Consider the following 25,432-nt stretch of genomic DNA (forward strand, 5'->3'; position numbering starts at 1 on the left):
GATCAGGCCGCCTCTTGGTCGTCGCCGATCGCGTCGGTGCGGTCATCGTCCACACGTGCGAGCTGCAGCTGAAACTCGATACGACGCGCCGTGCCGTCCTGCATGAACAGCGTCTTCGTCTCATTGAGGCTCTCGATGACGAACTGGCCGTAGACGATGCCATTGCCGTCCACCAGCGGCCATGCAGCGCCCGCATTCGCCATCTCGCGCAGCTCATCCAGGGCGGCGGTGCTGCCGGTCAGCTCGGGCGCGAGCAGGCCCGAGAGGTTGAAGGTGTCGTCGCCCGGCCCCACGAACTGTCGGCTCGGCCGTGCACCGATGCGGCTGTTGCTGGCGTGTCGCCAGCTGGTCTGCCGCTGCAGATCCTGATAGGCGAGGGTGGGCAGGCTAAAAACGAACTGCCCGAAGGCCATCATCATGTCGAGGTTCTCCGCTTGATGTCGCTCAATCGATGTCGTACAGCGAGGACCGGCTGGCTGCGCCCTTGGCCCGTTGCCGGCGGTCCAGCTCGGCGGATACGGCGCGCGCGATGGCCCGCGGGTCCATGCCGGGCGACGGGTGAATGTTGATCGTGATCGTGTCGCCGCCGATCGCCGTGGGCTGGCCTGGGCTGGCGCTGATCGGCGGCCGACTGTCGATCCGCGGCATGGTGCCGGCACCGGCGGTCGCGAGCGGCAGTGCGGAAGCGGCTGCAGCAGCCACGCCAAGCGCCGCCTGGCGCACGTAGCCCTGGCGGCTCGCGATGCCGAGCGCGGCGCCGTTGCTGATCTCGCCCCCGGCCTCCATGAAGACGCGGCTCGGGCTGTGGATGCCGAGCTTTTCCTTGAACCAGCCGAGCGCGGCGCCGGCGGCGTTGGTGATCGCATCGCGCACCGCGCCGAGCCCGGCCGTGATGCCGTTGGCCATGCCGCGGACGATGTCCGCGCCGGCGTTGTAGAACGACGTCGCCAGGCCTGTGACCCACGCCAGGGCGGTATTGAAAGTGAGCCTGACCTTGTCCCAGAGCTGCGAGAAGAAGGCAGTGATCGGCCCCCAATACTTGTAGATCAGGAAAGCCGCCACAGCGATGCCCGTGATGAGCAGTCCGATGGGGTTTATGAGCAGCGCCCGCCCGACGAACAGGATGGCGGAGCCGGCCAGCCGAAGTCCGGTGGCCAGGGCGCCCAGGATGGGGCCAGCGAAGGGCGCGATCACCGTCGCCAGGCGCGCGAAGAGGAAGCGCATGAGCAGCATCTTCCCGACGATCAGGGCGACCGGCAGCAGGATGGCGCCGAGCGCCGCGACCAGGGCCGATGCATAGAGCGCGAACTTCATGAGGCCGCCGACAAGCGCGGGGTTCTGCTGTACCCACCTGGTGAACCGTTCGACGAGCGGGCTGACGGTCTGCATCAGGTCGGCGAGCACCGGTGCCAGCGACTCCCCGAGGACGGCGCTGAGATTGAAGATGCGGTTCTGCATCATCTGCCACTGCGCCGACTGGGTGCCGGTGCGCGCCGAGAACTCGCGACGCATCGAACCGCCCGCCTGCGCGCCGTTCGCCAGCTCGAGCTGCCGGCGGAACTCTTCAGGCTTGTCGACCAGCTTGGCCAGCGAGTCCGAGTGCTCCAGGCCGACCAGTTCGACCATCACGCCGATCTGCTTGTCCTTGGGGAGCTTGCGCACCGCGTCGATCACCTTCAGCAGCGTGCCGGTGGCGTCCGTCGACATGCCCTTCTGGATGCCTTCCGTGGTCAGCCCGATCTCGGCCACCGCCGCATGAAACTTCTTCGTGCCCTTGGTGGCTGCCGCGAGCTTCTGCACGATGGAGTTGGTAGCGGTGCCCGCGGTCTCGGCGCGCTCGCCCAGCGTGAGCAGCGTGGAGCCGAGCGCGGCGGCATCGCGGGCTGACATCCCGGTGGTGGACACCACGCCCGAGGTGCGATTCAGGACGCTGATGATGTCGGCGCCCTTGCTGATCGCGTTGTCGTCGAGGTAGTTGATGGCGTCGGCGAGGCCTTCGATCTGCGTGATCGGGATCTTGAAGTTCTTGGCCACCTTGCCCATCGATTCGGTGATCTCGTCCGGCACTGCATCGAAGGCCGTTGCCATCATGGCCGCCAGCCGCGTGAATTCCTTGAGCTCGGCGGTTGGCACTTCCATCCGGGCGGCGGCCGTGACCATCTCCGAGATGTTCGTGGTGGCGATCGGGATCTGGCCGCTCAGTTCGCGCACCTGTGCCTCGATCGCGCGGTAGACGGGCGTCAGCTTGCCGAGCTCGTTGCGCGCTCCTGGCACCTGGCGCGCAACACCGAGCATCGCGTCCTCGTGCGCCGAAAACGCGGAGGAGGGCGCCAGGACGCCGCGCACGGCCCGGGAGCCAACCGCCTGCATGGCGAGCCCGCTACCGGCCGCGATGCCGGTGTGCAGCATCGCCTTGGCGTGGCGCGAGCGCATCTCGGCGAGGCGCCGCTGCTGGGCGCCCTGTGCCTTGAGCTTCTCGGTCTGCTCGACCACGCTGCGTGTCGTCGCCTCGATGTCGGTGCGCAGCCGTCGCTCGTGCGCGCCCAGGCTGCTCGCGCTGATGCCGGCGGCCGTGAGCTTGTCGCGCAGGGCCTGTACGCGGGCACTCTGGCGCTGATGCTGCTCGGACAGCGCCGCCGCCTCGCGCTTGGCCGCGGCGAAGTCCCGCGCCATGGCCTTCGTGGGCGGCCCGACCTGGCCAATGGTCTGGGCGAGCCGGTGCACGCGCGCCTGCGCGTCGGAGAGCTTCGCGGTGGTGTCCTTGAGGCCGGTGCGCAGCTCGCGGAACTCGCCCACAGCTTTCTGCTGGGCGTTGAGTTCCTTCAGCTCGTCGCGGGCATCCCGCAGCGCCCGCGCGGTCTTGCTGCTGCTGTCGGTGACGCGCTTGAACGGGCCGGTGGCCTTGTCGATGGCCTGCAGGATGACCTGCAGGCGCAGGTCAGAGCTGCCCGACATCGGGGCCTCTGGAGAAGATCGGCAGCGGGACGTGGCGCATGGTGCAAAAGGGGCTTACTTCGGGGGCTACTTCGGAGGCTCATGGCGTTCGCGGGCGCGCTCGCGCCACTCCATCAGTTCGCCGACGCTCAAGTCCTCCAGCTGGGCCGGTGCCCAGTGGAAGACGAAGGCGAGGTCGGCCATCGCGTCCTCTACGCGGTCGGGGATTCCGGCGCCCGGTCCGCCTTCGGAAGCAAAAAATTGCTCACCTCGGTGCCGAGCTGCAGCAGGTCGGAAGGTTCGAGCGCGCTGACCTCAGGCTTCGTCAGCGTCGGCACGGTGATGCGCGGCAGCACGGTCTGGAGTGCCACCACGTCCATCTGCAGCAGCGCGACGAGAGAGACGCCGCGCAGCTCGCCGGAGCGGGGCTTCCGCACGATCACGCTGGGAATGGTCTGGCCGCCGCGCACGACCGGCGTGTCGAGCTTCACTTCGCTAGGCTGAAATGCCGCGGCCGCGTCGGTGGAGCTGTCGAGCAGCTGGGGGGCGGAGGTGGGGAGGGCTTCGTCTTGAGCGTTCATGGTCGAGCTGGTTCGTACGAGAGAGGGGGGGCCGGCCGCGCGCGGTCGACCCGGGGAAGGTCAAAGGGAATCAGAGCAAGCCGAGCGCCAGGCGCGTCTGCGCCAAGCGATCGACGCCGTCGACGATCTCGATCAGATTGACAAAATCGATCTCGATCAGCACCGAGCCGTCCATCGTGAGCTTGTAGTAGCTGAGCGCGGACTTGACCTTGATCTCGGTGTTCTCGCCGGCCTTGGCGGTACCGAAGTCGATCTCCTGATGGCGGCCGCGCACGACGATCTCGACGGGCGTGGCGAGGGCCGCGTCGTCGGCCTGCAGTGCGCCGGCGAAGCGCAGCAGCACGCCGTCGTGCGTCGGCGCGCCCCACTGCGAGAAGAGGCTGCGCATGTAGCCGGCGGCAGTCCATTCCATCTCCAGCGCCTCCATGCCGTGATCGAGCTGGATCGGGCCGTTCATGCCGCCGGCGCGGTATTCCTCCATCTTGCGGGTGAGCTTCGGCGGCGAGGCCTCGGGCACCTCGCCGAGGTAGCCGTTGCCGTCATTGAAGAGAATGAAATTCTTGAGTTTGCGGGGCAGGGACATGGGTAGCGTTCCTCAGTTGATCGGGGGATGAATCGGCCAGCCGTTCAGGACGCAGCCACGCGCGTGGCGAAGTCGGCGTAGTAGCGGTCGGTGATGCGCTGACGGAAGGTCAGGTCTTCAATCGGCGGCAGGGGCGTGTAGTCGTAGTCGATGACCAGCTTGCCGTCCTTGAGCGTGTCGGCCTGGTTGATCTCCTCGTCGTACCAGGCGCTGCCGTCGAGGATGTAGCCGGCGGTCTTCAGGTAGCGGAACTTGGCGTTCACGCCCTCGAGGATGTCCTTGACGATGCTCGGGTGCAGCGGCTTGTCGACGGCCCACATGTGCGCCTCGGCCATGGTGTCGGCCAGCACCTGCGCGGTGCGGGTGGCCGACTCGAAGGCGAACAGCGGATCGTCGCTGCAGGTGCGCGAACCCCAGAAGCGGTAACCGCTGCTGTTGATGAGGGTCGTCACGTCGCCCGCGTTGAGCACGCCGGCATCCGTGTTGGGGTTCTGCAGATCCCAGAAGATGTCGCGGCTGATGCCGGTGACGCCGTTCACGGCCACGTTCGAGAGGGTCTTGTGCCAGCCGATCTCGGTGTCGATCTTCGAGCGCAGGCCGAGCGCGCGGGCGACGGCCGGGGCCGCGGCGTTGGCGTTGGCAACGCTGTCCCAGGCAAGGAAGTCGGGATAGATGACCATCAGCTCGCGGGCGCCGAACTGGTCGCGGTAGGCGGTGGCTTCTTCGATCGTGTCGCATCCCCAGGCGCTGACGTAGGCGAAGGCGCGCAGGTCCTGGGCGAGCGTGGCGAAGGCGGCGGCCACCGGTTGCGTGTCGAGGCCTGGTGCGCCCAGGATGCGCGGCTTGATGCCGAGCTTCGCCTGCGCGGCAAGCAGCGCCTTCATGCCGGTCTTCTGGCCGCTCGGCAGCACGGTGCCGATCACGTTGGTGGTGGTCGCAGCTTCGTCCGCGCCGAGCTCCACGCGCACGACCACGGTGATCGGCCGCGCCTGGTCGGCAATGGCCTGCAGCGTCTTGGCCAGGGTGCCGCCGGTGCCGGCCTTGGCCAGGGCGCTGTACACGTTGGTCACCAGCACGGGCGTGTTGAGCGGGAAGGCGATGGCGTCGGCGTCGGGCGCCGTGGCCACCAGACCGATGATTGACGTGTTGATGACGCGGATCGGTCGCGTGCCCTCGTTGATCTCGAGGACGCGAACGCCGTGGTGGTAGTCGGTGAGGGCCATGGGTTTTTCCTATGAAGGGTTCGAATTGCTGAGTGGGCGTGCGTGGTCAGTAGGCGGACGGGGGCCGGTTCATTCGGGTTGCTCGATCGGTTCGTCCGGCTGTGGCGGCGCAGGTGGCGCGGGTGGGGCGGGCGGCGCGGGATCCGGCAAGCCTTCGAGCGGCGGCAGGAGGCCGATGAGCGCTTCCTTGCTGGGTTCTTCGGCTTCGCCCGCCTGTACCTGGGCCAGCAGGGCGTAGCAGGCCTCCCACACGAGCGAGCGCCAGGCCCGGAATGCTTTGCCTTCGAGCTGAAACTTCGCCACGGCGGGCTCTTCCGCGTAGGTCACTGCGGTCTTGATGTCGTCGTATCCCAGCGACCGCGCCATGGCGTCCATGTACGCCTGCACTTCCGTGCGCAGTGCCTCCACGCGCTCTTCAAATGTCGGCTGGGGCGGGTCGGACGGCTCGGGGACGGGCGGCAGCTCTGGGTCCGGAACCTCAGCTTCCGGGATCTCGGGGACCGCTTCCAGCGTCCATGCGCCGTTCGACCTGACGGCGCGCATGCCGGCAGGCGTGTTAGGCGGTGCATCCTCCACGGCCAGCAGCGGATTGAGCAGCGCGTACACCGGCTCGCCGGCGCGCTCCGTTTCGACGGGATCGAGCGGGTGCAAGGATTCGCCCATGAACACGCCGGTGGCGGCGTCGAGCAGATAGATGATCTTGGTCATGAGGTGCGGCTTCGGGTTCAGTAGGAGAGCCATGCCGGAAAGGCGATGCTGCGCGGGCGAGCCTCGGAGCCGCTGGCGACGATCGCGAGGCCCGTCGCACTGGCGGATAGCGTGATGCCCGTGCCTGAGACGCTGATGCCGACGTTGTGGGCGTGGTTGCCGGCGGGATCGGTCGTTTGAGCCACTGCGCTGCCGACGTCCGTGTCGCCCGGGGTGCCCGCATAGTTGTTCCTGCCACCCGTCCATCCGTTGTTTGAAAGCGTGTGAGCGTGATAGCCCTGCGCGTCGGTCCAGCCGGTGTGCGCGTGGCCGGAATCGTTCACAACGTGGCTGTGGGTCGCGTTGTTGGTGGCGTGGGTGTGCGACTGGTTGTCGCCGGCAACCCACGAGCGCAGCGCACGACCCGCGTCCACGCCGCGCCCGTTGTCCAGGCAGCGGATGAATTCGCCGCGCAGCTCGACCAGCGCGAAGGTTCCTTCGCCGGAGAGGCCCAGCCGGGCCACCAGGTCCGGATAGTTGGCCTGGCTGTAGCTCACGTCCGCGCGCACGGGCAGGTGGCCCGGAATGCTCGCCGGGTTGTCGTAGCTGTACAGCACCATGCCCGGTTGGTGCCACGGCGCGCGCACATAGGCGGTCCCGTTCCAGATCATCTGCCGCAGGTGCGGCGTGGTGACCGTGATGACATGGCCCACGTACGCGGCAGGCACCGCGGCGAAGCCGCTGCGGAAGGCGTATGCGGGGTGCGGATCGGCCTTCGCTTCGTGCGCTTCGACGGAGTCACCGAGCAGCTCCGCGAGCTCCGCTGCTGTGTGGGCCCAGCGCACCCACTTCGTCGGGTCGGTGCCGGGCGCCACGCCGGTGCTGGCCGCGATGCTCTTCCATGTCTGGCCGCCATGCTGCACGTAGGCGTGCTCGGGGTAGTCGTAGGCGGCCACCCAGGTGCTCACGTTGCGAATGCGCTGGAAGAGCGTGCGGTTCGCGAGCTGCCTTGTCGGCACGTTGTCGATGCCCGTGGGACCGCCGAGGACGGGGTCATCCTCTTCCCATTGGTAGATGCCGTCTTCCCAGAGGCCGGTTTCAGTGAGGTTTGCCATGAAGGTTTCAGTGCTACGCGCTACCGCGGTTGAAGGCGCCATCGCGGCGCGTCGCGCCGTTGTGGCTGTTTGCGACCGCCGCGTAGCGCAGGCCCACGAGGTGGCAGCGCGCCGGCGCGACGGATGGAAGAAGCGAGCGGATGCGCTCGGCCTGGTGGTTCGTGATGGGGCGATCGAACACCACCTTGTAGGTCGCCCAGGTCGAGGAGATCGGCGCCCTCGGGTACTCGCCGTTGTGCGATGCGAAGCCGTTGCGGGTGATGCCGCCGACGCGCTCGATGATGAAAACCTCGCCGAAGCCGAGCGCGCGGATCAGGGCACGGATCGCCCACGGGGTGCCCTTGCGGCGATGGATGTTGATGCTGTCGAGGATGACCGCGCGGCGCGCCTCCTCGCTGCGGGCATCGCTCCAGCCTTCGACGGTCAGTGCCCAGGAGAGCCAGGGCAGCGCCTCGGCCAGGCAATCCCGGGCGCTCCACAGGTGGCGCAGGCCGTCGGTGTCCAGGGCGAGCGTCGACACCGCCGCCAGTGCAGATTCCAGCGCGCTGCGGTTGGGCGGCAGCAGCTGTGCATCAGTCATGGACCACCTCTTCGGTGATCGTGATGCCCGTCACCCGTGCGCATTGCGTTGCGTCGCACAGGATGTCGGCTGCGGGGGAGGTCAGGACCACGCGGTCAATGCCGGGCTGGTGCAGCGCGGCATCAATGCCCGAGCGCGGGAGGCCGGCGGCGAGCCGGCGAACCTTCACGAGCCACGCACCGAGCGCGGTGCGCGCTGCCGCGGCAGCGATATCGCCGGCCGGGCCGCTCTTGCGGTGCAGCACGGCGACGATGTCCGTCTCGATCATCTGCGCGGCTTGCACGGTGACCAGGTCGCACAGCGGGCGGACGTCTTCGGCGCTCAAGGCGTTGCGCACGGTATTGAGCAGGGCCTCGTCGGCGATGCCACTCGCGTTGTCGGCAAGGACCGTGACCCGGACCTGGCCGCTGCCCGGATCCGGGCTGTCGATCCTGGCGTCGGCCACGTGTGCGCTCGCCGTCATCGCGTGAAAGCGATAGCTCTCGCGGGGGCCGGCTGTGGTGATGCCTTCCAGCGCCGCCTGCGCGCGTTCGCGCAGCCTGTCGTCGCTTTCGTAGACGGCCTCGGCGGGCGGGATCGCGCTCGGATCGGCCGGGGTGACCACCAGCCGCTCCACGTCCAGGTTGGCAGCGAGGTTGTCGAGGTCGGTGCCAACCGCATAGGCAAGCATGCTGGCCTTGGCCGCATCGTTGATGCGCTGGCGCATCAGCAGCTCCTGCCAGGCCATGACCTCCAGCAGCTTGATCGCCGGATCGGACTCCAGCACGAGCGTGAAGTCCGGATAGAGCTCCTGGAATTTCGCGAGCCGCTGCTGATAGATCGTCTCGTAGTCGAGCACCTCGATCACGACCGGCGCCGGCAGCAGGGTCAGATCCATGCTCATGCGGCCGCGCCCATCTGAAGCGGCACGCGCAGACCGAGCACGCTGCGGCGCTGGCCGGGCGGCGTATAGATGCCTTCGAGGTCGAGCACGACCTGGCCTGGCCGCTCGCCGCTGAAAATCCGAATGCGCGACAGCCGCAGCCGAGGCTCCCACTTCATGAGCGCGCCGGCCGTCGCCGCGTACAGGCGCACGCGGGTGGCGCCGTTGTCCGGGTGGTCAATCAGCTCGGGCCAGAGGCTTCCGTAGTCGCGGCGCATGACGCGGCTGCCCAGTGGCGTGCCGAGAATGTCGGCGATGCTCTGGCGCAAGTGCTCGATGGCGTCGAGCGGCTTGCCGGTGCTGCGGCTCATCCCACTCATGACACAGGGCCTCCGCTGATGTCGCCACCGGCGACAACGTCAGCCGTTCTGTGCCGCTGTAGGCTGATGTCGCCGGCCACAATGTCGCCGCCGTCCGTGGTGATGCCGTGGCCGTCGATGAACGCCATGTTGCAGTTGACCTGCGCACCCTTGCCGCTGGGGCCGACGCCGGAGCCCACCATGCCGGCCTGCCAGGTGAGCAGGCCCTGCACGACCATCTCGCCTGTGGCGACGGTCCTCGGCGCGTTCAGGGTGATCTCCTGCGAATGCACCTTGGCACTTTCGCTGGCCGTCACATCGGCGGTCTTGCACTTCACCGTGATCGAATCGGGCACGGTGATGTCGGCGGTGCCGCCGCCGGGCAGGGTGACCTTGAGGGCGTGCGCGACGTGGTCGTATTCGAAGACGGCGCCATCCGGGAACGTGGTCCGTTCCACGTCGCCGCTGCTGCCGTTGGCCCGCATGCTGTCGCTGTACAGGCCCACGAGCACGAAGCCCGAGGCCATGTCGCCACCGGGCGAGAGCACCATGCACTGCTCGCCGACGAAGGGTGGCGACCAGTGCCGCACATCGCCTGCGCGGCGTGCAAACCATGGCAGCCAGTTGGTTTCGTTGCCGCCCGACTTCACCCTGCACAGGTGGGCGCCATGGTCCACTGCCATGACGGTGCCAGCGCGCACGAGGTTCTCGATAAGGCGCAGCAGTTCGACGGGCGACGGGGTCTTTCCAGACATGCCGTCGATGGTGCCCAGCATGCGCGCGCGAAGCACGCGATGGCGGTTCTAGATCGGCGTTCTAAAACCGGATTCTTAAGGGTGCTGGATTTTCGAGAGTCGTAGCTGCTGTGACTTAAGTCTTTGTTGCTAATCGAGCGCTGCGTGGCGGAGATCGAGTCATCCGTCGGCGAGAAGAGACACGTCGGCTTTGACTGACAAGTATCCGTTGCCTTATGTGCAAAACTTGCTTACGTTTTTTGATGACGTTGGAGGGCCTCGTGGATCTGTCTGTCTACTTCGCCGGGGGATTCCTGGTGTTGGGCGCCGGTCGGGTGCTCTCAGCCCCTCGAAGAGCCAGCGCCGGTTCTCATCAAGTCTATGGAAGGTATGAAGCGATCCGCCGAGTTGATCGACGCCATCTCCGGCACGCCATTGCGTTGACGTGAACATGCCGGATCTCGGGCCTATGACGGACTTCACGATGGCATTTCAGCCCATCGTGGATGTGGCGCGCAGGGAAATTTTTGCGCACGAGGCACTGGTGCGCGGCACTCAGGGTGAAGGTGCGGCGGCGGTTTTCGCGCGGATCGAACCTGAAGAGCGCTTCGCCTTTGATCAGGCATGTCGCGCCAAGGCGATCGAGCAGGCCGCCACGCTGGGTATGCGGTCGAAGCTCAGCCTCAACGTGCTCCCCAGCGACGTATGCGGCCACGAGGAGTGCTTCCGAAAGGCCATGGAGGTTGCCGAGCGCTGCAATTTTCCGGTTGATCGATTGATCTTCGAGATTACCGAAGCCGAGCGCACCGAAGACATTCCTCGTCTGGTCTCGGTTTTCAAGACCTATAAGCAGTACGGATTCACCTCGGCCATTGATGACTTCGGCGCCGGTTTTGCCGGCTTCGAACTCTTTGCGGGCTTCCAGCCCGAAATCATCAAGATCGACATGCACTTGGTGCGCAATATTCACACCGATCGTGTCCGTCGGGCCATCGTGAAGGGGTTTGTCGCCATCTGTGAGGAACTCGATATCAAGGTGATTGCCGAAGGCGTGGAAGCAGCTGAGGAGGTTCATGTCCTGCGGGAACTGGGCATCGTTCTGTACCAAGGCTACTTCTTCGCAAGGCCCACTATCGAGGCATTGCCCATGGTGAATTGGTAGACGTAGATAACGCTGGAGCGCTTTGAGACCTTGGGAGCGCGGCGGCCTCCTACGCTTGAAATCGCCTCGGATGCGACATCGTTCACTGTTCGGCGCACTGGCGATTAACAGGTACGGCGCTTTGAGCGCACAGTTCATCTTTGGCGTCGTTGTTGTCCACCGGCCGACCCGAGCCTGATCCCTTCTCATAAAGTCCAATGAGAACCTTCATCTGCGGATTGCTTCTCCTGCCGATGGTCTGCGTCGCACAGCCAACATCGACGGCAAGCATCGCATCGGCCACCCTCAGGCTCACGGTGGTCATTCCGCCGGTGTTCCGCGTACTGCAGGTGGCGCCCGTGGCGGGCGGGCATGAATACCGCGTCTGGACCAACACGAAATCGGTGGTCATCAACGGCCGCAAATACCATTTCGACAAGGTCGGGGAGGCGACGCTGACAGTGCGGACGCCGATGAACGGGTCGAATGAGCTGTTCATCGTTCACGGCCTCTAAGGCGAGCTCGGAGCACCAAGCTTTAGCTGTGAAGCAGGCTTTGAGCGGTCATGGTGCCCCACCGAGGTGTTGCAGCAGCAGGTCCTTGACCTGCTCGCGCTCGGCGTCCGTCAGGCCGAGCAGCTGGCGCGCCGTGTAGTCGTACTGCGGCCCACCAGGTTCAACTTCGTCGCGCAGGCCGAGGTGGTGCACGCGCGCGATGCGAGCCGTGCGACCGAGGAATCCCACTGCCACGCCGTCATCGCCAGCCTGAACCCTGAGATGCCGTGCTGCACGCAGCTTCTCAAACATGGTGCGGCGGATGCTGCCCTTCTGCGAGCGAGCCTTCGTGACCTTGCGCGGCTCGTAGGCGCTGCCGTCAGGGTTCTTCTGCGCCGCGATGCGTGCGGCCTGCCCGCGCCGCAGCGCCTGCCCGATGCGGCGCGCCAACGCGCGGCGCTTGGCTGGCGTGAGGGCCGCCAGCAGCGGCGCTGCCCAAGTTTCGAGCGCGGAGAGATCGTCGGCCACGTCAACGACCTCAGTACTGCTGCGGCACGAAATCCCACTCGGCCAGCGGCTTGCCATCTAGCCAGACTTCCCAGTGCTCTGCGTCCTCGACGGTGCCGACGTGCGGCGGCTCCGCGGCATGCGTCACGTCGTAGCGCCGCGTCGTTTCCTTCGAGCTTGGGTCGGTGCCTGGTGCGACGATGACCCGTTCGGTGAGATCGACCTCGATCGACAGGTCGAGCGTTTCCTTGTTCAGGTATTCGGCCTCGAAGCGGATGCTGCGCTCGCGCAGATCGGTGTTCTCGAAGATCTCGATCTGCTGGGTGCGCAGCCAGGCAAGCAGCGGCACCATGATTGCGTCGGCGTGGCTTGCGTAGTCGAGGACCACGAGCTTCAGCTTGTAGCGGTACTCGAAAGAGATCGACCCGGCACCGGCGGCCACGATGCGGCCATCGGTGATGAAGATCGTCAGCTTGTCCGGATCGTTGCGAAGCTCAGGCGTGGCAGCTGTGAGGTGCGCACGCAGACTATGGGGCTTGAGCATCGTCGGTCCATGTCGGTGAGGTCAAGGCGTTGCTGCGGGCGCGGACATCGTTGTAGCGGTCGATGCAGGCATTGAGGTCGACGATTGATCTGTCGCCGTCGCTGGTGATTCGTGCCACAGCTGTCGCAAACGCTGGGTCAAGTTCGGCTCGCGCTTCACCAGCTGCGCCGGCAGGGGCGGGATCTGCAGCGCCGGCGGCCGGGCAGGCGCGAGATCGGGCGAGGGCAGGGACTGACACCCGCACAGTGCCAGTGCGCAGCTGCTCAGCAAGCCGATCGCGTTCAGACGTGACATGTTCAATTTCCTTTCGGTGTTGTTGGTCGCGCGCGGCGAGTACGTCGCCGAGGCTTCGCTGCGCGTCGAGGGTGCGCTCGATCGCGTTGGCTACCGCGCGCGCATTCGCCGTGCGTTCGGTCTGCCATTCGAGGCGGACCGCGTCTTCGCGCGCAGCGCCTCCAAACTGATAGGCCACCGCGGTCCAGGTGACGCCGAGCGCGACCGCGGCGAGAAACGGCAGGGCCTTGAGCAGCCACGTCATGGGAACTTGGCCAGGGCCGCGGCGATGGCGGACTTCGGATCGCAGCCGAGAAAGAGCAGCCGCTCGGCCTCGCGCCGGCGCTGCAGGCCCTTGCGCACCAGGCCGCCGGACTTGTTCCAGCGCGGAAACTCGGCCTCCGCCGCGGCGCGGTTGCCACGATTGAGCACGCGCACGAGCGTTGAATCGCGCATCGCCTCGGCGCCGCAGTTGTAGAAGATCGATACCAGGGCGTCGAATTCCCGCTGGCTGAGCTGCACCCCGACGGCTGAGCGCACTGCCGGCTCGAACTCGCCAGCCATGCACCGCGCGTAGCGGCGATCCGCTTCGGCCTGGTCGATCACGAGGCCGGGCACCACGTCCGGCCCGGTGTCACCCCAGCCGATCGTCCATGGCCTGCCGCTCAGGTGCGCGAGTGCAGGCGGCACGGCAGCCAGGCTGTAGGGGTCGATGCCGGCGCTGCGCAGCGCGGCGAAGAGGGGCGAGCCGGGATCGGGGTAGGCGCGCAGCTTGCACTGCTCGAAGTAGTGGGCGACCTCGTGGCCGTCCGGCCCCATGTGCTGTTTGCTCATGTGTGGCCTTCGTCAGCGCCTCGGCGACCGCGCAGCCCGTTGTTCTCGGAGGGGAACAGCCGATTGATGGCGAAGCCCACCTCCGCGAGGACCGAAAGCACGAGGCCGAGCAGCAACCAGGGGTGCAGCGTGTGCCCGAGATACGCTGCCCAGCTCAAATACCCGCACAGCAGCGACAGCCCAGCGACCTTGACCCGGCGTGCCTTCTCCTTCAGCGGCGCGTCATGGATGTCCGGCGCCCCGTGCACGGCGAGCTGCATGACGGCTGCCAAGCCCAGCAGCACCGCAACGATCCACATCGTCATGGCTTGCCCTTCTCGTCGTGCAGCGGCGCGGGATCGGTAATGCCGGCACCACCGCTTCTGCGCGCCGAGTAGTCGCGGCCGCGAATCGCATCCAGCACGCGCACGAGGAAGCCGAAGGGATCGCGCCGCATGGTGCCTCCCAGCGTGCGCAGGCCCATCCAGATGTCCTCGCTGACGACTGCGCACCCGCCGACGATGGCAAGACGCAAGGTCTCGGAGGCCACGAATCCTTCAATGCCGAGCCCGACGATCACGGCAACCGCAATGCCGGTGAGGACGGCACGCAGGAATCCGCCCCAGCCGCCGTGCCGCTTCTCGACGACACCCTGCGCCAGGCCGGCGAAGAGGCCGACAGCCGCGCTGGTGACGATGATCCCCAGCGTCTGAGGTTCGGCGAAGAGTTTTTTGAGCCAGTCCTGCATATCAGTCCCAGAGCTTCACGGTCGGCCGCGTGGCCACGCTGGTGGGGTGGGCCAGCTCGACCAGCAGGCCGCCCGGCAGGATCGGGCCGCGGTCGGCGAGCCCGGGATTCAGAAGCAGCGTGGCCTCGACCACGCCCTGCGTGCGCTGGAGATTGCGCCAGCACAGCAGGTCGACCGTGTCGCCTTGGAGGGTGCGCACCTGCATCAGATCAACTCCACCGTCGTGCGCCGGAGGCTGAGCAGATCCGAGATCGCCCACCGGACGTCGCGGCGCAGATCGTCGGTGCGCAGCTCCAGCTTGTCGGCGGCCTTGTCGCCGGCGCCGGTCGTGTCGTAGTCGCGGTAGCGCTCGATCAGATCGGCCTGCACATAGCTGTAGACCGCGCGCAGGTAACGGACGACCTGCGCGCTCTTGCCGTCGATGCTCGGCGCGGGCACGTCCTCGAGCTTGGCGTGCCCGAGCAGCTGCTGCGCGCCCTTGTAGCCCGACAGCTCGGCGTTGATGCTGAGCACCGCCGTGAGCGTGCTGTAGCGCAGGCGCTCGGGCGTGGCCGTGCCGTCCACCCGAGCGGTGGCGCGCAGCTTCGCCAGGTCGATGTCCGGGAACCAGCCGTCGTTCGGCAGTTCTGCCTCTTCGGCTGCGGTGGGTGAGGGCGGGTTGCCGAGGAAGTTCATGGCGAGGTGGAAAGCGATCGGTCATGAGGTCGGCGGTGGTCGGGCGTCATCCGTGGGACCGATGGGGGCCTTCAGGAATCAGCCCGAGCCGCCGGGGTTCCGGGGTCCGGAATCGTTACGGCGCCGGCGGCTCGGCAGGAAGCTCGCTTCTCAGCCGGCGCTCCAGGCGCTCGATGTCCTTCTTCACGCCGACCTGGTCGAACAGGACAAGCGCCCGCTGCAGCTGCTCCAGCGCCGCGCGCGCATCTGGTGTCGTGACCTTGTCGTACTCCACGTCCGCCGGGCTGGTCTTGCCCAGGAGGGCATAGCCGAAGGCCTTGTGCAGCTTGGCGCGCGCTTGGTCGGGTGCGTCCAGCCGCTCGGTGCCGAAGAGGACCTGCGGCAGCAGCTCGCGCGCGTCGGTGTTCTCCATCTTTCCCGACAACGCCGCTGCGGCGAACTCGTCGATCAGGATGGTGCCGAGGTTCCGGTCGTACTGGTCGGGCGGTGCGAGTTGGTGGGCCACGGCGTACTGCGCGATCTGGATCGCGCGGCGGTAGTTGCCGGCGTCGATGTGCCACACGAGCACCGTGGTGAGCACCTGGTCCTGCGCGCCGTTGCCACCGGTCAGCGCCCCGTCGACCCACGCGTCGTAGTCCGGCAGAAAGGCGCGCTTGGCCTCGATCTTGCGTTCCACCGACTGGATGTCCTTGAGCGATCGGCGGTGCTCCGCCAACTGGGCCAGCATGAGTTCGTAGGCGCTGCCCTGCAGCTCGCCGCCGGCCGGCGCCGCGGCGGACGCGACGATGGCGAGCTTGCGCTGCAGGCTGCGCTGTGCAGGTGTCTGGCGCATGGCGATCAGCCCGCGATCTCGATGTTCTCGATGAGCGCCGCGAGACCGTAGTCCTCGACCACGAAGGCGTCATTGCTCGATTCGTAGTTCTCGATGCGGTCGCGCTTCGCGTTGTCCTCGACCTTGCGCCGGCGGGCCGAGCGCTGGAAGTAGATGGAAAGATTGTCCAGGCGCGTGACGAGCACCTTGTTGGCCGGGAAGTAGGGCACGGTCACACCGGGCAAGCCACCGAGACGGCGCTGGCTGCGCACGATGTCGGCGGCCAGGATCTCGGTCGGCGCATCGGGATCGCTCACCAGCGGGAAGAGCTTGTCGTGCATCAGGTTGCGCCCGACGATGGCCACCAAGCCGCCGTCTTCGCGATACCACGGGTCCAGGAGGGTCTGGTACGCGTCGTAAACCAGCGCATCGAGGTTCTTGTAGTCACCGGCGGGACCGACCGTGATCTTGTCGGCCGCTGCGCCGTCGTTGAGCACGCGCGCCGGCGCCTCGGTGCGGATGTGCTGCAGCCAGCCGATGTTCACGTCCTGCAGCAGCGGGTTGGCCACCAGGTTGGTGTCCGCCGCGGCGCTCATGCCGTTGAAGCCGATCATGATCCGGTCGAGCGCCTGGCGCTTGACGATCACGTCGCGCACACGGGTCTGGAAGTCGGGGAATTTGGCCCAGGCGTCGAGGGTGGCGTATTTGATGGCCGTGTCGTAGTTGGTTTTCTTGCACTCGTAGCCGCGATCCTCGAGCGTCTCGACCTGGCGCGGCGCGCGGTCGGCGTTGTCGGTGTTGGTGCGGCTTGCGATCGGCCCGCTGACGCCGAGGCCGAGCTTCTCGCCCTTCATCTCGTCGACGCCGATGATGTTGATCTTGCCGAGGAACTCGCTGGACTCCTGAATCTTCGTTTCGAGGGTCTGCTGCACGGTCGGCTCGACCGCGAACTGCTCGCGTGCCGAGGGCACGCCGTTGAGTTCGCTCAGGCGATCCATGAGCTTGTTGAAGACGAGACGGGTGGCGTTTTGCATGGTGGCTCCGGTGATACGTGATGGGCTTGGGCTGGTGGCGCGGTGCTGGCGTTGGGCGTTGGCGTTGGTGGGCGTCGATCAGCAGTCGGTCGGCTGCAGCTTGGCGTCGCCGCCGGTGGCGGGTGGCCGCTGCGAATGCTTGGCCGCGTCGGTGGTGTCGATCGTCTGGAACTTGGCCTTCAGATCCTGGTGCTCGACCTTGAGCGTCGCGAACTTCTTCTGCAGCTCGGCCAGCGCTTTGGAGCCATCGCTGTGTCGCTGCGCGACTTCGCCCAGCGCGGTGCCCATGTCCTCGACCACACCGAGCAGCTCGCCCAGGGTGTCGTCGGTCTTCTTGGTGAAGCCGGCGAACTTCTTCTTGAACGAGTCGCCGAAGCCCTTCACGCGATCGAGCAGCGTGTTGTCGTCGGCTTGCTCCTCGAATTCGAGGGCGACCTCGACCGCTTCTGAGAACAGGCTGTCGGGCGAGGTCTTGCGGCTGGTGAAGGGATTCGCCTTCGGGTTCTGCGCCGCGAAGCTCAGCACCTCCGTGCCCAGGCTGGCCGGGCTGTCGGTGACCGCGAGTCCCACGAGATAGGCCTCGTTGGTGTCGGCAAACTTCGGGTTGACCTCGATCGAGGTGTAGATCTTCTGCTTGGCCTTGGTGGTCATCGCGACCAGGTCGGGCAGGGGGGCGATCTCAGTGAAGAGGGCGAGCTTGCCGTCCTCGACTGCGCGGGCCTCGACCGAGAGCACATCGCCGTAGGCGCGGAACGAGCTGTCGGGATAGATGCCGCGCATGTGTTCGAGCCAGACGCGGGCGCCGTACTTCTTCGGGTCGAAGTTCTTCGCCATCTGCTCGATCCACGAGCGCTCGATGCGGCGACCGTCGGTGGTGGCGCCTTCGGTGGCGACGCGGAACATCTTGGACTTCTGTGCCATGGTGGTGTGCGGGTAGGTTGAGCAAGTGATGGCGCCGATGGTCGGCCGAGCGCGCGCGTGGCTCAACGCAATTGAGTTCTAGACCGGGGATCTAGAACCGAAAGCAGGCCTGCGGGTGTCGCGAAGAGGGGGAAGCGCCCATAGCCTCACCCCATGTCTTCATGCAGCGATGTCGCCGATGCGGTGGTGGCGCCAATCTCGCCGATCACGCCAATGGTCGAGCAGCGCCGTTCTGCCCGTCACCTCTATTGGCAGGGCTGGCGCATTTCCTCGATCGCGGAGTTCCTCGGAATTCCGCGCACGACTGTGCACGGGTGGAAGGATGCCGAGCAATGGGACAAGGCGCAACCGATCGAGCGCGTCGAAGGCGCACTCGAAGCCCGGCTCGTGCAACTGATCGGCAAGGACCAGAAGACCGGCGGCGACTTCAAGGAGATCGATCTGCTCGGCCGGCAGATCGAGCGCATCGCGCGCGTGCACAAGTTCGAGCAGACCGGCAAAGAGGGCGACCTCAATCCCAACATCGAGCGGCGCAACGCAGGACCGAAGAAGAAGCCGCAGCGCAACTTTTTCACCGACGACCAGGCCGAGCAGCTTTTCGAGGCCTTCAAGGATTCGCTCTTCGGACACCAGAAGGTCTGGTATCGCAACGGGCAAGAGCGCACGCGCATGGTGCTCAAGAGCCGGCAGATCGGCGCGACCTGGTACTTCGCCCGCGAGGCGCTGACTGATGCGCTGCAGACCGGGCGCAATCAGATCTTCCTCTCGGCCAGCAAGGCGCAGGCGCACATCTTTCGCCAGTACATCGTGCAGTTCGCGCACGAGGCCTGCGGCGTCTCGCTGACCGGTGATCCGATCATCCTGCCCAACGGCGCCCACATCTACTTCCTCGGGACTAACGCACGCACCGCGCAGGGCTACCACGGCAACTTCTACTTCGACGAGTTCTTCTGGACCCACCGCTTCGAGGAATTGAACAAGGTCGCGAGTGGCATGGCGATGCACAAGCGCTGGCGCAAGACCTATTTCAGCTCGCCGAGCTCGATCCAGCACGAGGCCTACGCACGCTGGAGCGGCGCGCACTTCAACCGCCATCGGCCGAAGGATCAGCGTGTCGAGATCGACCTGTCGCATGCGCGCCTGGTGGGCGGCTTCACCGGCGAGGACAAGGTGTGGCGCAACATCGTCACCATCCTCGACGCCCAGGCGGCCGGGTGCGATCTCTTCGACGTCGACGAGCTGCGGCTCGAATACAACCCCGAGGAATTCGCCAACCTGCTGATGTGCGAGTTCATCGACGACACGCAGTCGGTGTTCCCGATGTCGGAGCTGCAGGCCTGCATGGTCGATTCGTGGGTGGACTGGGCCGACGTCTACAAGCCGCTCGCGCCGCGGCCCTACGGGCACCGGCCGGTGTGGGTGGGCTACGACCCCTCGCACACGGGCGATACGGCCGGCTGCGTGGTGCTGGCGCCGCCCGAGCGGCCCGGCGGCAAGTTCAGGGTGTTGGAGCGCCACCAGTGGCGCGGGCTGGACTTCGAGGCGCAGGCCGAAGCCATCCGCAAGATCACGCTTCGCTACAACGTGACCTTCATTGGCATCGACACCACCGGCCTCGGCCAGGGCGTCTACCAGCTGGTGACCAAGTTCTTCCCGGCCGCCAAGTCGATCAACTACTCGGTCGATGTGAAGACGCGGCTCGTGCTGAAGGCCAAGAGCGTTATCAGCAAGGGCCGCCTCGAGTTCGACGCCGGCTGGGTTGACCTGGCCCACGCCTTCCTCGCGATCCGCAAGACCCTGACGGCCAGCGGCCGAAACATCACCTTCGAAGCCGGCCGCACCGAGGACACCGGCCATGCCGACCTCGCGTGGGCCTGCATGCATGCCCTCGACAACGAGCCGCTCGAAGGCATCACCACTGCGAACAGCAGTTTCATGGAGATCTCCTGATGGAACAGACAGCGCTTGCCGCTTCCGCCAATGCCTCAGCCCGCATGGAGGCGTTCACCTTCGGCGACCCGACGCCGGTGATGGACCGGCGCGAAATCCTCGACTACATCGAGTGCTGGATGAACGGGCGCTGGTACGAGCCGCCGGTGAGCTGGGAGGGCCTGGCCAGGTCGTTCCGCGCCAGCACGCACCACAGCAGTTCCATCTTCTTCAAGCGCAACATCCTGCTGAGCACCTTCGTTCCGCACAAGCTGCTCGATCGAGCGACCTTCAGCGCCTATGCGCTGGACTACCTCATCTTCGGCAACGCGTACCTCGAACGACGGCTGACGCTCACCAACCGCACGGCCGGCCTTAAGCACGCGCTGGCGAAGTACATGCGCCGCGGCGCGGACCTCGACGCCTATTTCTTCGTGCGTGGGTGGAAGGATGAGCACGAGTTTCGCAAGGGCAGCGTCTTTCACATGCGCGAGGCCGACATCAACCAGGAGGTCTACGGCCTGCCCGAGTACCTGAGCGCGCTGCAGTCGGCCTGGCTCAACGAGTCGGCCACGCTGTTCCGGCGGCGCTACTACAACAACGGCAGCCACGCGGGCTTCATCCTCTACATCAGCGACCCGGCGCAGCAGCAGGAGGACATCGATGCGATGCGCACGGCCCTGAAAGAGAGCAGGGGGCCGGGCAACTTTCGGAACCTGTTCCTCTACTCGCCCAATGGCAAGAAGGACGGGGTGCAGTTGATCCCGGTGAGCGAGGTTGCGGCGAAAGATGACTTCTTCAACATCAAGAACGTCAGCCGCGACGACGTACTTGCCGCGCATCGCATCCCGCCGCAGCTGCTGGGCATCGTGCCCAGCAACACCGGCGGCTTCGGCGCTGTGCTGCCGGCGGCCCAGGTATTTGCCCGCAACGAGATCAAGCCGCTACAGGAGCGGTTTCGCGAAATCAATGCGTGGCTCGGCGAGGAGGTGGTGACCTTCTCGGACTACGAGGTGCCCACGGGCGTGGACAAAGCCGAGAGCGCGGCCACGCCCTGATCACAAAAAAAGACGGGCGACCTTTGCAGGTGTTGGAGCACCTGCGCAGGACCCAACGTGCAGGACACGCCTGCAAGCCGGCGAGGCCCGCCACCCTGTACAGAGTGGGCCAAGCCTATCAGTATTTTTTAGAGTCAAAGGCTTGCACAAATGGAATTTTCAGCAAAGCCGCTCGTGCCGTGGATCGGCGGCAAGCGGCGTCTCGCAAAGCACATCCTCCCGCTACTGCCGGAGCACAGCTGCTACGTCGAGCCGTTCGCCGGCGCGGCGGCGATCTTCTTCATGAAGGAGCCGGCAAAGGTCGAGGTGCTCAACGACGTCAACAGCGACCTGGTCAACCTGTACCGCGTGGTGCAGCACCACCTTGACGAGTTCGTGCGGCAGTTTCGTTGGGCTTTGACCAGCCGCGAGCTGTTCGGCTGGCTCAAGGCGACGCCGCCGGCGTCGCTCACGGACATTCAGCGCGCGGCGCGATTCTTCTACCTGCAGAAACTGGCGTTCGGTGCCAAAGTCGAAGGGCAGACCTTCGGCACTGCAACCACCAGCCCGGGGCGGTTGAACCTGCTGCGCATGGAGGAGGATCTGAGCGCAGTCCATCTGCGGCTGCACCAGGTCACCATCGAGCATCTCGACTGGGGAACGTGCGTGCAGCGCTACGACCGCAGCCACACGCTTTTCTATCTCGATCCGCCCTATTGGGGCACAGAGGGCTATGACGTGGCCTTCGAGCTCGAGCAGTACGACCGGATGGCCGAGCTGCTCAAATCCATGAAGGGCAGGGCGGTGGTGAGCGTGAACGACATACCCGAGATGCGCCGAGCTTTCGCAGGCCTGCGCATGCGTCCTTTGTCGATTACCTACACCGTCGGACAACCTGGCCATCGGTCGGCGTCGGACGAATTGATCATCACCAATTTCTAGCCATCGCTGGCAGCCGGGCCCGGGGCGAGCCGGTGGCCCCGCAGCGGGCCGCGCTCCTCTCGCGGCCCATGCACCGTCGCTCGAAGGCGGGCGAGGTCGCGTGTTCTTACGCCCTTCCGCAGTTATCGCTCTGCAAAGCGGTTTGGGAACAGGATTTCAATGACGTCTCGGACGAGTTGCACACCCTTGCTCTTCTCTCCGTGCAGATAGCACTCATGAGCGGCCACCAGCAGGGCATCGACGATTTCCGTTCGCTCTGCACCGAATTCCGGTTCAAAGTGCCGAGCCGCTTCCCGAAGCTCCTGAAACGCATGTTCCAGGTCTCGTACGGCGTCGCCGCTGAATGGTGCTGCCTTTGGGAAATTGTCGGGTGCACCCATCACCACCAGTTGGAGGTGGGCCCTTAGATCAGACAGCCTGTCGATCATTGTCGTTTCCCTCTGTCGAACGCCTGGCCTGTGCCTCAGTCTGCACCGGACAAGATGAGCGCCGCACGGTAGGCGACACGGCCCGCGTCCTTGACCTCATTCACTAGCCTTTTGCGATCACCCATCTGCTCCCGCGGCGAGCTGGTGACGGGCTGTTGAAGCAGCGATCGGCAGACGTCGAGCAGCTGACTTGATGAGGCCAGGCAGCACTGGAGAGCTGCCCATTCGGGACGCGCCCGGTGCGCTTCCGCCTCGATGCGCAGCGCTTCGCTCTGGACCTTAGGCGTCAATGCACCCAGATCGGTTGGGCGGAGGAACGGAACCGTTTCGCGCCCACCGACGATGAACGCCTTTGCCCTCTCGACGGCTGCAATCGCATCCCGAATTAAGTCTTCTCCAGTACTTGTATCGTCCATCTTCCACCCATTCAAATGTTGATTTCCAAGAGGGTATTGGTCGGACCTCCCTCCGATCGATCCTTTCTTATATCTGAGAGCGCAGGGCCACGTGTAGGTCGATTTCGTATTTGTGAATTTGTCCTACGCCAAAGGTTGACGGTTTTCGAACGCCAGGCTGGTCCTGAAGCCATTTGCCGTAAACGACGTCTGACGAGGCTTTGTAGCCAATGACGTCCTCGAATGCGCCCGGGCTTTTGCAGGGGCCGCGCGTTCGTCCTTTGTCGATCACCTAGACGGTCCGGCAACCCGGCCATCGGTCGGGGCTGGGCGACCTGGTGGTCGGCGTGCCGGCGCCGCCGTCGCGCCTGCGAGCGGCCCATCGATCCCCACAAACCCGATCGCCTTCGACGCGCGTACCGAACTTCGGCCGCGGCGCGCGCTCGGGACCCCGCCCCGCCCGCCGGCTAAAAGGGTCGATTTCGACGCCGGTGCCGGCAGTGGCCGCCGCCAAGGCTGGCGCGGCCTCGCGCGGGCTCGCGGGCCGTGTTTCGCCGATGTGACGTGACGGCGTTTGCTGCCGGAGAAGGGTCTGCCGGGGCCACTCCTGTCCCGGGGCGTCGAGGGGGCAAATCCGTTTCGGTTCGGGGAAAACCTGATATTCCTAATCGGAGGGCAAAACCGCCCGGAAACCCGCATGGCGCCTAGCGATCACCGGTTAGGGTGCAAACCTGATATGGCCTAACAAGAACCCTGATATTTCGCTAAGTTGTTGATTTATATAGGGCCAGCCGACGCCGAAAATCAGGAATCACGACCCTGATATGGTTAGGTTTCTGTTAGAAAAATATCAGGTTTGTAGGACACTGCGGAAACCCGCATGGATAAAGGCTTTGAGGCGCTTTTCATCGTGTCGATTAGGAATATCAGGCTTTTCCCGACCCCCCGCCGGAATTCTGGCCCGGGGCGTTTGGTCGAGGCGTGGCAGGACCTGGTGTTGCAAGCGATTTCGATTCGAGCTGGAAGTGGCGGTGCCGCGCCTGACCACCGGGGGACGGGTGGCCTGCAGCCCCCGCGAGTCCCCCACGTCAAACGCTAAACATCCCGAGCACATATGGCGCACGAGTTCCCGTCCTGGCAGAGCTACTACGACTTTGCGAATCGCGTGAGGCGGAAAGAGCGCTACGTGCGAAGCCTGGAAACGGCGGCCTTCTTGGACACACTCGTTTCCACGTCTACAAGCCGCCAGCGCCGTATGGCGGCTGGCACGATTCTCTGGCGCGCCCAACTCGGCTTCGACGTCCGAACGGTTGAGCAAGATGGAACGCAGGGCGAAATGCCGGCACCACACCCGCCGCAGCGAATGAAGCCCCTGCCTATCGCGCCGAAGGACGGCAGGGTCAACCCTGCCGGCATATCGACTCTCTACCTGGCCACTGACGAGAACACCGCAGTATCGGAGGTGCGGCCATGGATCGGCAAGCATGTCTCTGTTGCGCAGTTCGAATTGCTGCGAGACGTTCGCGTTGTTGACTGCTCGCTTGAGCACTCGCAAGACATCCTCATCTACGACGAGGAGCCTGAACCTGGCGAACGCGAGAAGGCAGTTTGGCGTGACGTGGATAGATCGTTCTCCGAGCCTGTTGCCGCAGACGATCCAACTACCGAGTACGTCCCAACACAACTTATTGCAGAGCATTTCCGCGCACACCAAGTCGAGGGTGTCGTCTATCAAAGCCTGCTCGGTGGCGGCAAGAATGTCGCCCTGTTCGATCTCGCCGCCGCAGACTTGCTCAACTGCGCTCTTCACTATGTTCGCGGAGTAAGCTTTAGCTACGACCAGGTCGCCAACCCTTACTTCGTTCGCAAGCACTACCCAGAATGAGGATAGCGATATGAGCACCTATTGCGCATATTCCGACGAGTTTAAGAATCGCCAATCACCACAGTGGTGGTACAACAAAGCTTCGCAACTTCATGCCAGTGCAGCGGTTATTTGGCACTTCGGAGTTGCCAATAAGGTTCCTGATTCGATTAAAAAGGAACTTGGTTTCCCAGCGGGCTTTTCTTTAGATGCCGGCTGCTTTCCTGTATTTCCATTGCTTTGTGGACTTGCTGTTGAAACTCTTCTCAAGGGCATTATTGTCCTTTCGGGAGGTCAAGTAGAGTTCACTCATAATTTGGTTGATCTCGCGGAAAGCGCTGCGCTTGAGCTAGACGAAGCGCTGAAGAAAAATTTGCGTTTCCTTTCGGAAGAGGTGATTTGGAATGGCAAATATCCAGTGCCTACGCGAGAGGATTTCCTACGAAATCACTGTCTTGAAAATTCGGATATCAGTTGGTCCTGGGCTGAGCATAGGAAAATTTGGGATCGCTTCGCCAATGAGTTTTTTGCACGCAAAAGAGGCGCTTAAGGATAGTCTGAGAAACGCGGTATGCCGAAGCTGCTGATCAAGTCTTCCTTCATGGCGATCAATTTTCTGTGCCTTGATGCATTTCGAGGGCGACCGAGGCGTGAAACGCCTCGTCATACAACTCTCCCCCTGTCCTTGTGTGATGTGCATTTCAGGTCATTCTTTCGAATCAGTGCTTCGCTGAGCGGTCATGGCGCCTTGGTCTCCGAGGCTCTCATTCGCGGCAGGATCTGAAAGGGCGAGCGCTGCGCGGTAGGCGGCGCGACCGGCGGTCTTGGCATCGGAGGCCAGCTTCTTCCACCGCCGCTCGCGCTCGCTTGGCGATTGGGTCACTGGTTGCTCAATCAGTGAATGGCAGATGGCAAGCGTTGCCATGGACGACGCAAGGCAGAAGTGGATGGCCGACAGCGTGGGCCGTGTCCGGTAGCTTGCCGTCTCATCGCTGCGGATGCGTTCTTCTTCGTTCGGGCTAAGCGAAAGCAGATCGGTCGGTGCAGTAAACGGCACATCGGGCTCACTGTCCAAAATATGATGGGCTGCCTGCTCAAGGGCGTCTACCGCCTTTTCCAGCAAATCGAGCGAGGTAGAGGAGGTGGTCATGAATTTCTTGGCCTTCTTCTTTGCAGGCTGCGATTTCGTCAAGAAATCTTGAGCCCTTGATTGGGTGC

33 protein-coding genes are annotated in these 25,432 nt (G+C 65.0%); 7 read left to right on the top strand and 26 right to left on the bottom strand.

Annotated features, from left to right (window positions below; translation table 11 throughout):
• Positions 1–2: 2 nt before the first annotated feature.
• The 12 genes from ACSQ9I_RS06060 to ACSQ9I_RS06115 form a co-directional block, all read right to left on the bottom strand.
• Positions 3–419, bottom strand: a complete 417-nt coding sequence (locus ACSQ9I_RS06060; RefSeq protein ID WP_436312564.1) for a phage tail protein — start codon at positions 417–419, stop codon at positions 3–5.
• A gap of 25 nt (positions 420–444) precedes the next feature.
• Positions 445–2,955: a phage tail tape measure protein gene (locus ACSQ9I_RS06065; protein ID WP_436312565.1), complete on the bottom strand. Its 2,511-nt coding sequence runs from the start codon at positions 2,953–2,955 to the stop codon at positions 445–447.
• A gap of 66 nt (positions 2,956–3,021) precedes the next feature.
• Entirely contained in the window at positions 3,022–3,138 is a 117-nt protein-coding gene (locus ACSQ9I_RS06070) for a GpE family phage tail protein (RefSeq protein WP_436312566.1), read from the bottom strand.
• 8 nt (positions 3,139–3,146) lie between these two features.
• A complete protein-coding gene (locus tag ACSQ9I_RS06075) occupies positions 3,147–3,515 on the bottom strand; it encodes a phage tail assembly protein (protein WP_436312567.1) in 369 nt (122 codons plus the stop codon).
• A 70-nt stretch (positions 3,516–3,585) separates the two neighbouring features.
• Positions 3,586–4,098 (bottom strand): phage major tail tube protein, encoded by a 513-nt coding sequence (locus ACSQ9I_RS06080; protein ID WP_436312568.1) that lies wholly within the window; start codon positions 4,096–4,098, stop codon positions 3,586–3,588.
• A 44-nt stretch (positions 4,099–4,142) separates the two neighbouring features.
• Complete coding sequence (locus tag ACSQ9I_RS06085) at positions 4,143–5,321, bottom strand: phage tail sheath protein (protein WP_436312569.1); 1,179 nt, start codon at positions 5,319–5,321, stop codon at positions 4,143–4,145.
• Positions 5,322–5,390: 69 nt separating this feature from the next.
• The gene (locus ACSQ9I_RS06090; RefSeq protein ID WP_436312570.1) at positions 5,391–6,029 is read right to left on the bottom strand and encodes a hypothetical protein; all 639 of its coding nucleotides are present in this window, start codon (positions 6,027–6,029) and stop codon (positions 5,391–5,393) included.
• Positions 6,030–6,046: 17 nt separating this feature from the next.
• Positions 6,047–7,123, bottom strand: coding sequence for a hypothetical protein (locus tag ACSQ9I_RS06095; RefSeq protein ID WP_436312571.1), 1,077 nt, complete (start codon positions 7,121–7,123; stop codon positions 6,047–6,049).
• Between the two features lie 13 nt (positions 7,124–7,136).
• Positions 7,137–7,703 (bottom strand): phage tail protein I, encoded by a 567-nt coding sequence (locus ACSQ9I_RS06100; protein WP_436312572.1) that lies wholly within the window; start codon positions 7,701–7,703, stop codon positions 7,137–7,139.
• Positions 7,696–8,586 carry a baseplate assembly protein gene (locus ACSQ9I_RS06105; protein WP_436312573.1) on the bottom strand — a complete coding sequence of 297 codons (891 nt, stop codon included), beginning with the start codon at positions 8,584–8,586 and terminating at the stop codon, positions 7,696–7,698. Before ACSQ9I_RS06105 ends, ACSQ9I_RS06100 begins: the two co-directional genes overlap by 8 nt.
• Positions 8,583–8,936 (bottom strand): GPW/gp25 family protein, encoded by a 354-nt coding sequence (locus tag ACSQ9I_RS06110; RefSeq protein WP_436312574.1) that lies wholly within the window; start codon positions 8,934–8,936, stop codon positions 8,583–8,585. Before ACSQ9I_RS06110 ends, ACSQ9I_RS06105 begins: the two co-directional genes overlap by 4 nt.
• A gap of 5 nt (positions 8,937–8,941) precedes the next feature.
• The gene (locus ACSQ9I_RS06115; protein ID WP_436312575.1) at positions 8,942–9,715 is read right to left on the bottom strand and encodes a phage baseplate assembly protein V; all 774 of its coding nucleotides are present in this window, start codon (positions 9,713–9,715) and stop codon (positions 8,942–8,944) included.
• A gap of 412 nt (positions 9,716–10,127) precedes the next feature.
• On the opposite strand from ACSQ9I_RS06115, the gene ACSQ9I_RS06120 reads away from it, so the two are divergent.
• Positions 10,128–10,820, top strand: coding sequence for an EAL domain-containing protein (locus ACSQ9I_RS06120; protein WP_436312576.1), 693 nt, complete (start codon positions 10,128–10,130; stop codon positions 10,818–10,820).
• 197 nt (positions 10,821–11,017) lie between these two features.
• Complete coding sequence (locus ACSQ9I_RS06125; protein WP_436312577.1) at positions 11,018–11,314, top strand: hypothetical protein; 297 nt, start codon at positions 11,018–11,020, stop codon at positions 11,312–11,314.
• Between the two features lie 48 nt (positions 11,315–11,362).
• On the opposite strand, the gene ACSQ9I_RS06130 is transcribed toward ACSQ9I_RS06125, so the two are convergent.
• The 11 genes from ACSQ9I_RS06130 to ACSQ9I_RS06180 all read right to left on the bottom strand — a co-directional run bounded on the left by ACSQ9I_RS06130 (position 11,363) and on the right by ACSQ9I_RS06180 (position 17,619).
• Complete coding sequence (locus ACSQ9I_RS06130) at positions 11,363–11,821, bottom strand: phage virion morphogenesis protein (RefSeq protein ID WP_436312578.1); 459 nt, start codon at positions 11,819–11,821, stop codon at positions 11,363–11,365.
• Between the two features lie 10 nt (positions 11,822–11,831).
• Entirely contained in the window at positions 11,832–12,344 is a 513-nt protein-coding gene (locus ACSQ9I_RS06135; RefSeq protein WP_436312579.1) for a phage tail protein, read from the bottom strand.
• The gene (locus ACSQ9I_RS06140; RefSeq protein WP_436312580.1) at positions 12,328–12,882 is read right to left on the bottom strand and encodes a lysis system i-spanin subunit Rz; all 555 of its coding nucleotides are present in this window, start codon (positions 12,880–12,882) and stop codon (positions 12,328–12,330) included. Before ACSQ9I_RS06140 ends, ACSQ9I_RS06135 begins: the two co-directional genes overlap by 17 nt.
• Complete coding sequence (locus ACSQ9I_RS06145; RefSeq protein ID WP_436312581.1) at positions 12,879–13,451, bottom strand: lysozyme; 573 nt, start codon at positions 13,449–13,451, stop codon at positions 12,879–12,881. Before ACSQ9I_RS06145 ends, ACSQ9I_RS06140 begins: the two co-directional genes overlap by 4 nt.
• Entirely contained in the window at positions 13,448–13,756 is a 309-nt protein-coding gene (locus ACSQ9I_RS06150; protein ID WP_436312582.1) for a hypothetical protein, read from the bottom strand. Before ACSQ9I_RS06150 ends, ACSQ9I_RS06145 begins: the two co-directional genes overlap by 4 nt.
• Positions 13,753–14,178: a hypothetical protein gene (locus ACSQ9I_RS06155; protein ID WP_436312583.1), complete on the bottom strand. Its 426-nt coding sequence runs from the start codon at positions 14,176–14,178 to the stop codon at positions 13,753–13,755. Before ACSQ9I_RS06155 ends, ACSQ9I_RS06150 begins: the two co-directional genes overlap by 4 nt.
• Before the next feature lies 1 nt (position 14,179).
• A complete protein-coding gene (locus ACSQ9I_RS06160) occupies positions 14,180–14,383 on the bottom strand; it encodes a tail protein X (RefSeq protein ID WP_436312584.1) in 204 nt (67 codons plus the stop codon).
• On the bottom strand, positions 14,383–14,853 hold the full coding sequence (locus tag ACSQ9I_RS06165) for a head completion/stabilization protein (protein WP_436312585.1): 471 nt from the start codon (positions 14,851–14,853) through the stop codon (positions 14,383–14,385). Before ACSQ9I_RS06165 ends, ACSQ9I_RS06160 begins: the two co-directional genes overlap by 1 nt.
• A 115-nt stretch (positions 14,854–14,968) precedes the next feature.
• Entirely contained in the window at positions 14,969–15,685 is a 717-nt protein-coding gene (gene gpM, locus ACSQ9I_RS06170) for a phage terminase small subunit (protein ID WP_436312586.1), read from the bottom strand.
• Between the two features lie 5 nt (positions 15,686–15,690).
• Positions 15,691–16,698, bottom strand: coding sequence for a phage major capsid protein, P2 family (locus ACSQ9I_RS06175; protein WP_436312587.1), 1,008 nt, complete (start codon positions 16,696–16,698; stop codon positions 15,691–15,693).
• Between the two features lie 78 nt (positions 16,699–16,776).
• Positions 16,777–17,619, bottom strand: coding sequence for a GPO family capsid scaffolding protein (locus tag ACSQ9I_RS06180; RefSeq protein WP_436312588.1), 843 nt, complete (start codon positions 17,617–17,619; stop codon positions 16,777–16,779).
• A gap of 213 nt (positions 17,620–17,832) precedes the next feature.
• Between ACSQ9I_RS06180 and ACSQ9I_RS06185 the strand changes: the two genes are divergently transcribed.
• The 3 genes from ACSQ9I_RS06185 to ACSQ9I_RS06195 all read left to right on the top strand — a co-directional run bounded on the left by ACSQ9I_RS06185 (position 17,833) and on the right by ACSQ9I_RS06195 (position 21,527).
• A complete protein-coding gene (locus tag ACSQ9I_RS06185; protein WP_436315717.1) occupies positions 17,833–19,569 on the top strand; it encodes a terminase ATPase subunit family protein in 1,737 nt (578 codons plus the stop codon).
• Entirely contained in the window at positions 19,569–20,606 is a 1,038-nt protein-coding gene (locus ACSQ9I_RS06190) for a phage portal protein (protein ID WP_436312589.1), read from the top strand. Before ACSQ9I_RS06185 ends, ACSQ9I_RS06190 begins: the two co-directional genes overlap by 1 nt.
• A 150-nt stretch (positions 20,607–20,756) precedes the next feature.
• Positions 20,757–21,527, top strand: coding sequence for a DNA adenine methylase (locus tag ACSQ9I_RS06195; RefSeq protein WP_436312590.1), 771 nt, complete (start codon positions 20,757–20,759; stop codon positions 21,525–21,527).
• Positions 21,528–21,649: 122 nt separating this feature from the next.
• Here the strand turns inward: ACSQ9I_RS06195 and ACSQ9I_RS06200 are convergent, their stop codons facing one another.
• Positions 21,650–21,955, bottom strand: a complete 306-nt coding sequence (locus tag ACSQ9I_RS06200) for a hypothetical protein (protein ID WP_436312591.1) — start codon at positions 21,953–21,955, stop codon at positions 21,650–21,652.
• Between the two features lie 35 nt (positions 21,956–21,990).
• Positions 21,991–22,371: a hypothetical protein gene (locus ACSQ9I_RS06205; protein ID WP_436312592.1), complete on the bottom strand. Its 381-nt coding sequence runs from the start codon at positions 22,369–22,371 to the stop codon at positions 21,991–21,993.
• Positions 22,372–23,464: 1,093 nt separating this feature from the next.
• Between ACSQ9I_RS06205 and ACSQ9I_RS06210 the strand changes: the two genes are divergently transcribed.
• Complete coding sequence (locus ACSQ9I_RS06210; RefSeq protein ID WP_436312593.1) at positions 23,465–24,235, top strand: RES family NAD+ phosphorylase; 771 nt, start codon at positions 23,465–23,467, stop codon at positions 24,233–24,235.
• A 10-nt stretch (positions 24,236–24,245) separates the two neighbouring features.
• Positions 24,246–24,764 (top strand): hypothetical protein, encoded by a 519-nt coding sequence (locus ACSQ9I_RS06215; protein ID WP_436312594.1) that lies wholly within the window; start codon positions 24,246–24,248, stop codon positions 24,762–24,764.
• Between the two features lie 156 nt (positions 24,765–24,920).
• Here ACSQ9I_RS06215 and ACSQ9I_RS06220 read toward each other — a convergent pair whose 3' ends face one another.
• Positions 24,921–25,406, bottom strand: coding sequence for a hypothetical protein (locus ACSQ9I_RS06220; RefSeq protein WP_436312595.1), 486 nt, complete (start codon positions 25,404–25,406; stop codon positions 24,921–24,923).
• Positions 25,407–25,432: the final 26 nt, after the last annotated feature.

Origin of the sequence: Variovorax sp. LjRoot84 (genome assembly GCF_964254305.1) — a bacterium.
Taxonomy (GTDB): Bacteria; Pseudomonadota; Gammaproteobacteria; order Burkholderiales; family Burkholderiaceae_C; genus Variovorax.

Excerpts from the sequence above, each read along its gene's own strand:
- ACSQ9I_RS06150 (WP_436312582.1), bottom strand. The coding sequence starts at position 13,756 with ATGACGATGTGGATCGTTGCGGTGCTGCTGGGCTTGGCAGCCGTCATG.
- ACSQ9I_RS06070 (WP_436312566.1), bottom strand. The coding sequence starts at position 3,138 with ATGGCCGACCTCGCCTTCGTCTTCCACTGGGCACCGGCCCAGCTGGAG.
- ACSQ9I_RS06100 (WP_436312572.1), bottom strand. The coding sequence starts at position 7,703 with ATGACTGATGCACAGCTGCTGCCGCCCAACCGCAGCGCGCTGGAATCT.
- gpM (WP_436312586.1), bottom strand. The coding sequence starts at position 15,685 with ATGCGCCAGACACCTGCACAGCGCAGCCTGCAGCGCAAGCTCGCCATC.
- ACSQ9I_RS06085 (WP_436312569.1), bottom strand. The coding sequence starts at position 5,321 with ATGGCCCTCACCGACTACCACCACGGCGTTCGCGTCCTCGAGATCAAC.
- ACSQ9I_RS06095 (WP_436312571.1), bottom strand. The coding sequence starts at position 7,123 with ATGGCAAACCTCACTGAAACCGGCCTCTGGGAAGACGGCATCTACCAA.
- ACSQ9I_RS06105 (WP_436312573.1), bottom strand. The coding sequence starts at position 8,586 with ATGAGCATGGATCTGACCCTGCTGCCGGCGCCGGTCGTGATCGAGGTG.
- ACSQ9I_RS06205 (WP_436312592.1), bottom strand. The coding sequence starts at position 22,371 with ATGGACGATACAAGTACTGGAGAAGACTTAATTCGGGATGCGATTGCA.
- ACSQ9I_RS06140 (WP_436312580.1), bottom strand. The coding sequence starts at position 12,882 with ATGACGTGGCTGCTCAAGGCCCTGCCGTTTCTCGCCGCGGTCGCGCTC.
- ACSQ9I_RS06180 (WP_436312588.1), bottom strand. The coding sequence starts at position 17,619 with ATGGCACAGAAGTCCAAGATGTTCCGCGTCGCCACCGAAGGCGCCACC.
- ACSQ9I_RS06125 (WP_436312577.1), top strand. The coding sequence starts at position 11,018 with ATGAGAACCTTCATCTGCGGATTGCTTCTCCTGCCGATGGTCTGCGTC.
- ACSQ9I_RS06080 (WP_436312568.1), bottom strand. The coding sequence starts at position 4,098 with ATGTCCCTGCCCCGCAAACTCAAGAATTTCATTCTCTTCAATGACGGC.
- ACSQ9I_RS06190 (WP_436312589.1), top strand. The coding sequence starts at position 19,569 with ATGGAACAGACAGCGCTTGCCGCTTCCGCCAATGCCTCAGCCCGCATG.
- ACSQ9I_RS06210 (WP_436312593.1), top strand. The coding sequence starts at position 23,465 with ATGGCGCACGAGTTCCCGTCCTGGCAGAGCTACTACGACTTTGCGAAT.
- ACSQ9I_RS06110 (WP_436312574.1), bottom strand. The coding sequence starts at position 8,936 with ATGAGCCGCAGCACCGGCAAGCCGCTCGACGCCATCGAGCACTTGCGC.
- ACSQ9I_RS06065 (WP_436312565.1), bottom strand. The coding sequence starts at position 2,955 with ATGTCGGGCAGCTCTGACCTGCGCCTGCAGGTCATCCTGCAGGCCATC.
- ACSQ9I_RS06160 (WP_436312584.1), bottom strand. The coding sequence starts at position 14,383 with ATGCAGGTGCGCACCCTCCAAGGCGACACGGTCGACCTGCTGTGCTGG.
- ACSQ9I_RS06135 (WP_436312579.1), bottom strand. The coding sequence starts at position 12,344 with ATGCTCAAGCCCCATAGTCTGCGTGCGCACCTCACAGCTGCCACGCCT.
- ACSQ9I_RS06165 (WP_436312585.1), bottom strand. The coding sequence starts at position 14,853 with ATGAACTTCCTCGGCAACCCGCCCTCACCCACCGCAGCCGAAGAGGCA.
- ACSQ9I_RS06120 (WP_436312576.1), top strand. The coding sequence starts at position 10,128 with ATGACGGACTTCACGATGGCATTTCAGCCCATCGTGGATGTGGCGCGC.
- ACSQ9I_RS06075 (WP_436312567.1), bottom strand. The coding sequence starts at position 3,515 with ATGAACGCTCAAGACGAAGCCCTCCCCACCTCCGCCCCCCAGCTGCTC.
- ACSQ9I_RS06185 (WP_436315717.1), top strand. The coding sequence starts at position 17,833 with ATGGTCGAGCAGCGCCGTTCTGCCCGTCACCTCTATTGGCAGGGCTGG.
- ACSQ9I_RS06215 (WP_436312594.1), top strand. The coding sequence starts at position 24,246 with ATGAGCACCTATTGCGCATATTCCGACGAGTTTAAGAATCGCCAATCA.
- ACSQ9I_RS06060 (WP_436312564.1), bottom strand. The coding sequence starts at position 419 with ATGATGATGGCCTTCGGGCAGTTCGTTTTTAGCCTGCCCACCCTCGCC.
- ACSQ9I_RS06090 (WP_436312570.1), bottom strand. The coding sequence starts at position 6,029 with ATGACCAAGATCATCTATCTGCTCGACGCCGCCACCGGCGTGTTCATG.
- ACSQ9I_RS06195 (WP_436312590.1), top strand. The coding sequence starts at position 20,757 with ATGGAATTTTCAGCAAAGCCGCTCGTGCCGTGGATCGGCGGCAAGCGG.
- ACSQ9I_RS06175 (WP_436312587.1), bottom strand. The coding sequence starts at position 16,698 with ATGCAAAACGCCACCCGTCTCGTCTTCAACAAGCTCATGGATCGCCTG.
- ACSQ9I_RS06145 (WP_436312581.1), bottom strand. The coding sequence starts at position 13,451 with ATGAGCAAACAGCACATGGGGCCGGACGGCCACGAGGTCGCCCACTAC.
- ACSQ9I_RS06155 (WP_436312583.1), bottom strand. The coding sequence starts at position 14,178 with ATGCAGGACTGGCTCAAAAAACTCTTCGCCGAACCTCAGACGCTGGGG.
- ACSQ9I_RS06200 (WP_436312591.1), bottom strand. The coding sequence starts at position 21,955 with ATGATCGACAGGCTGTCTGATCTAAGGGCCCACCTCCAACTGGTGGTG.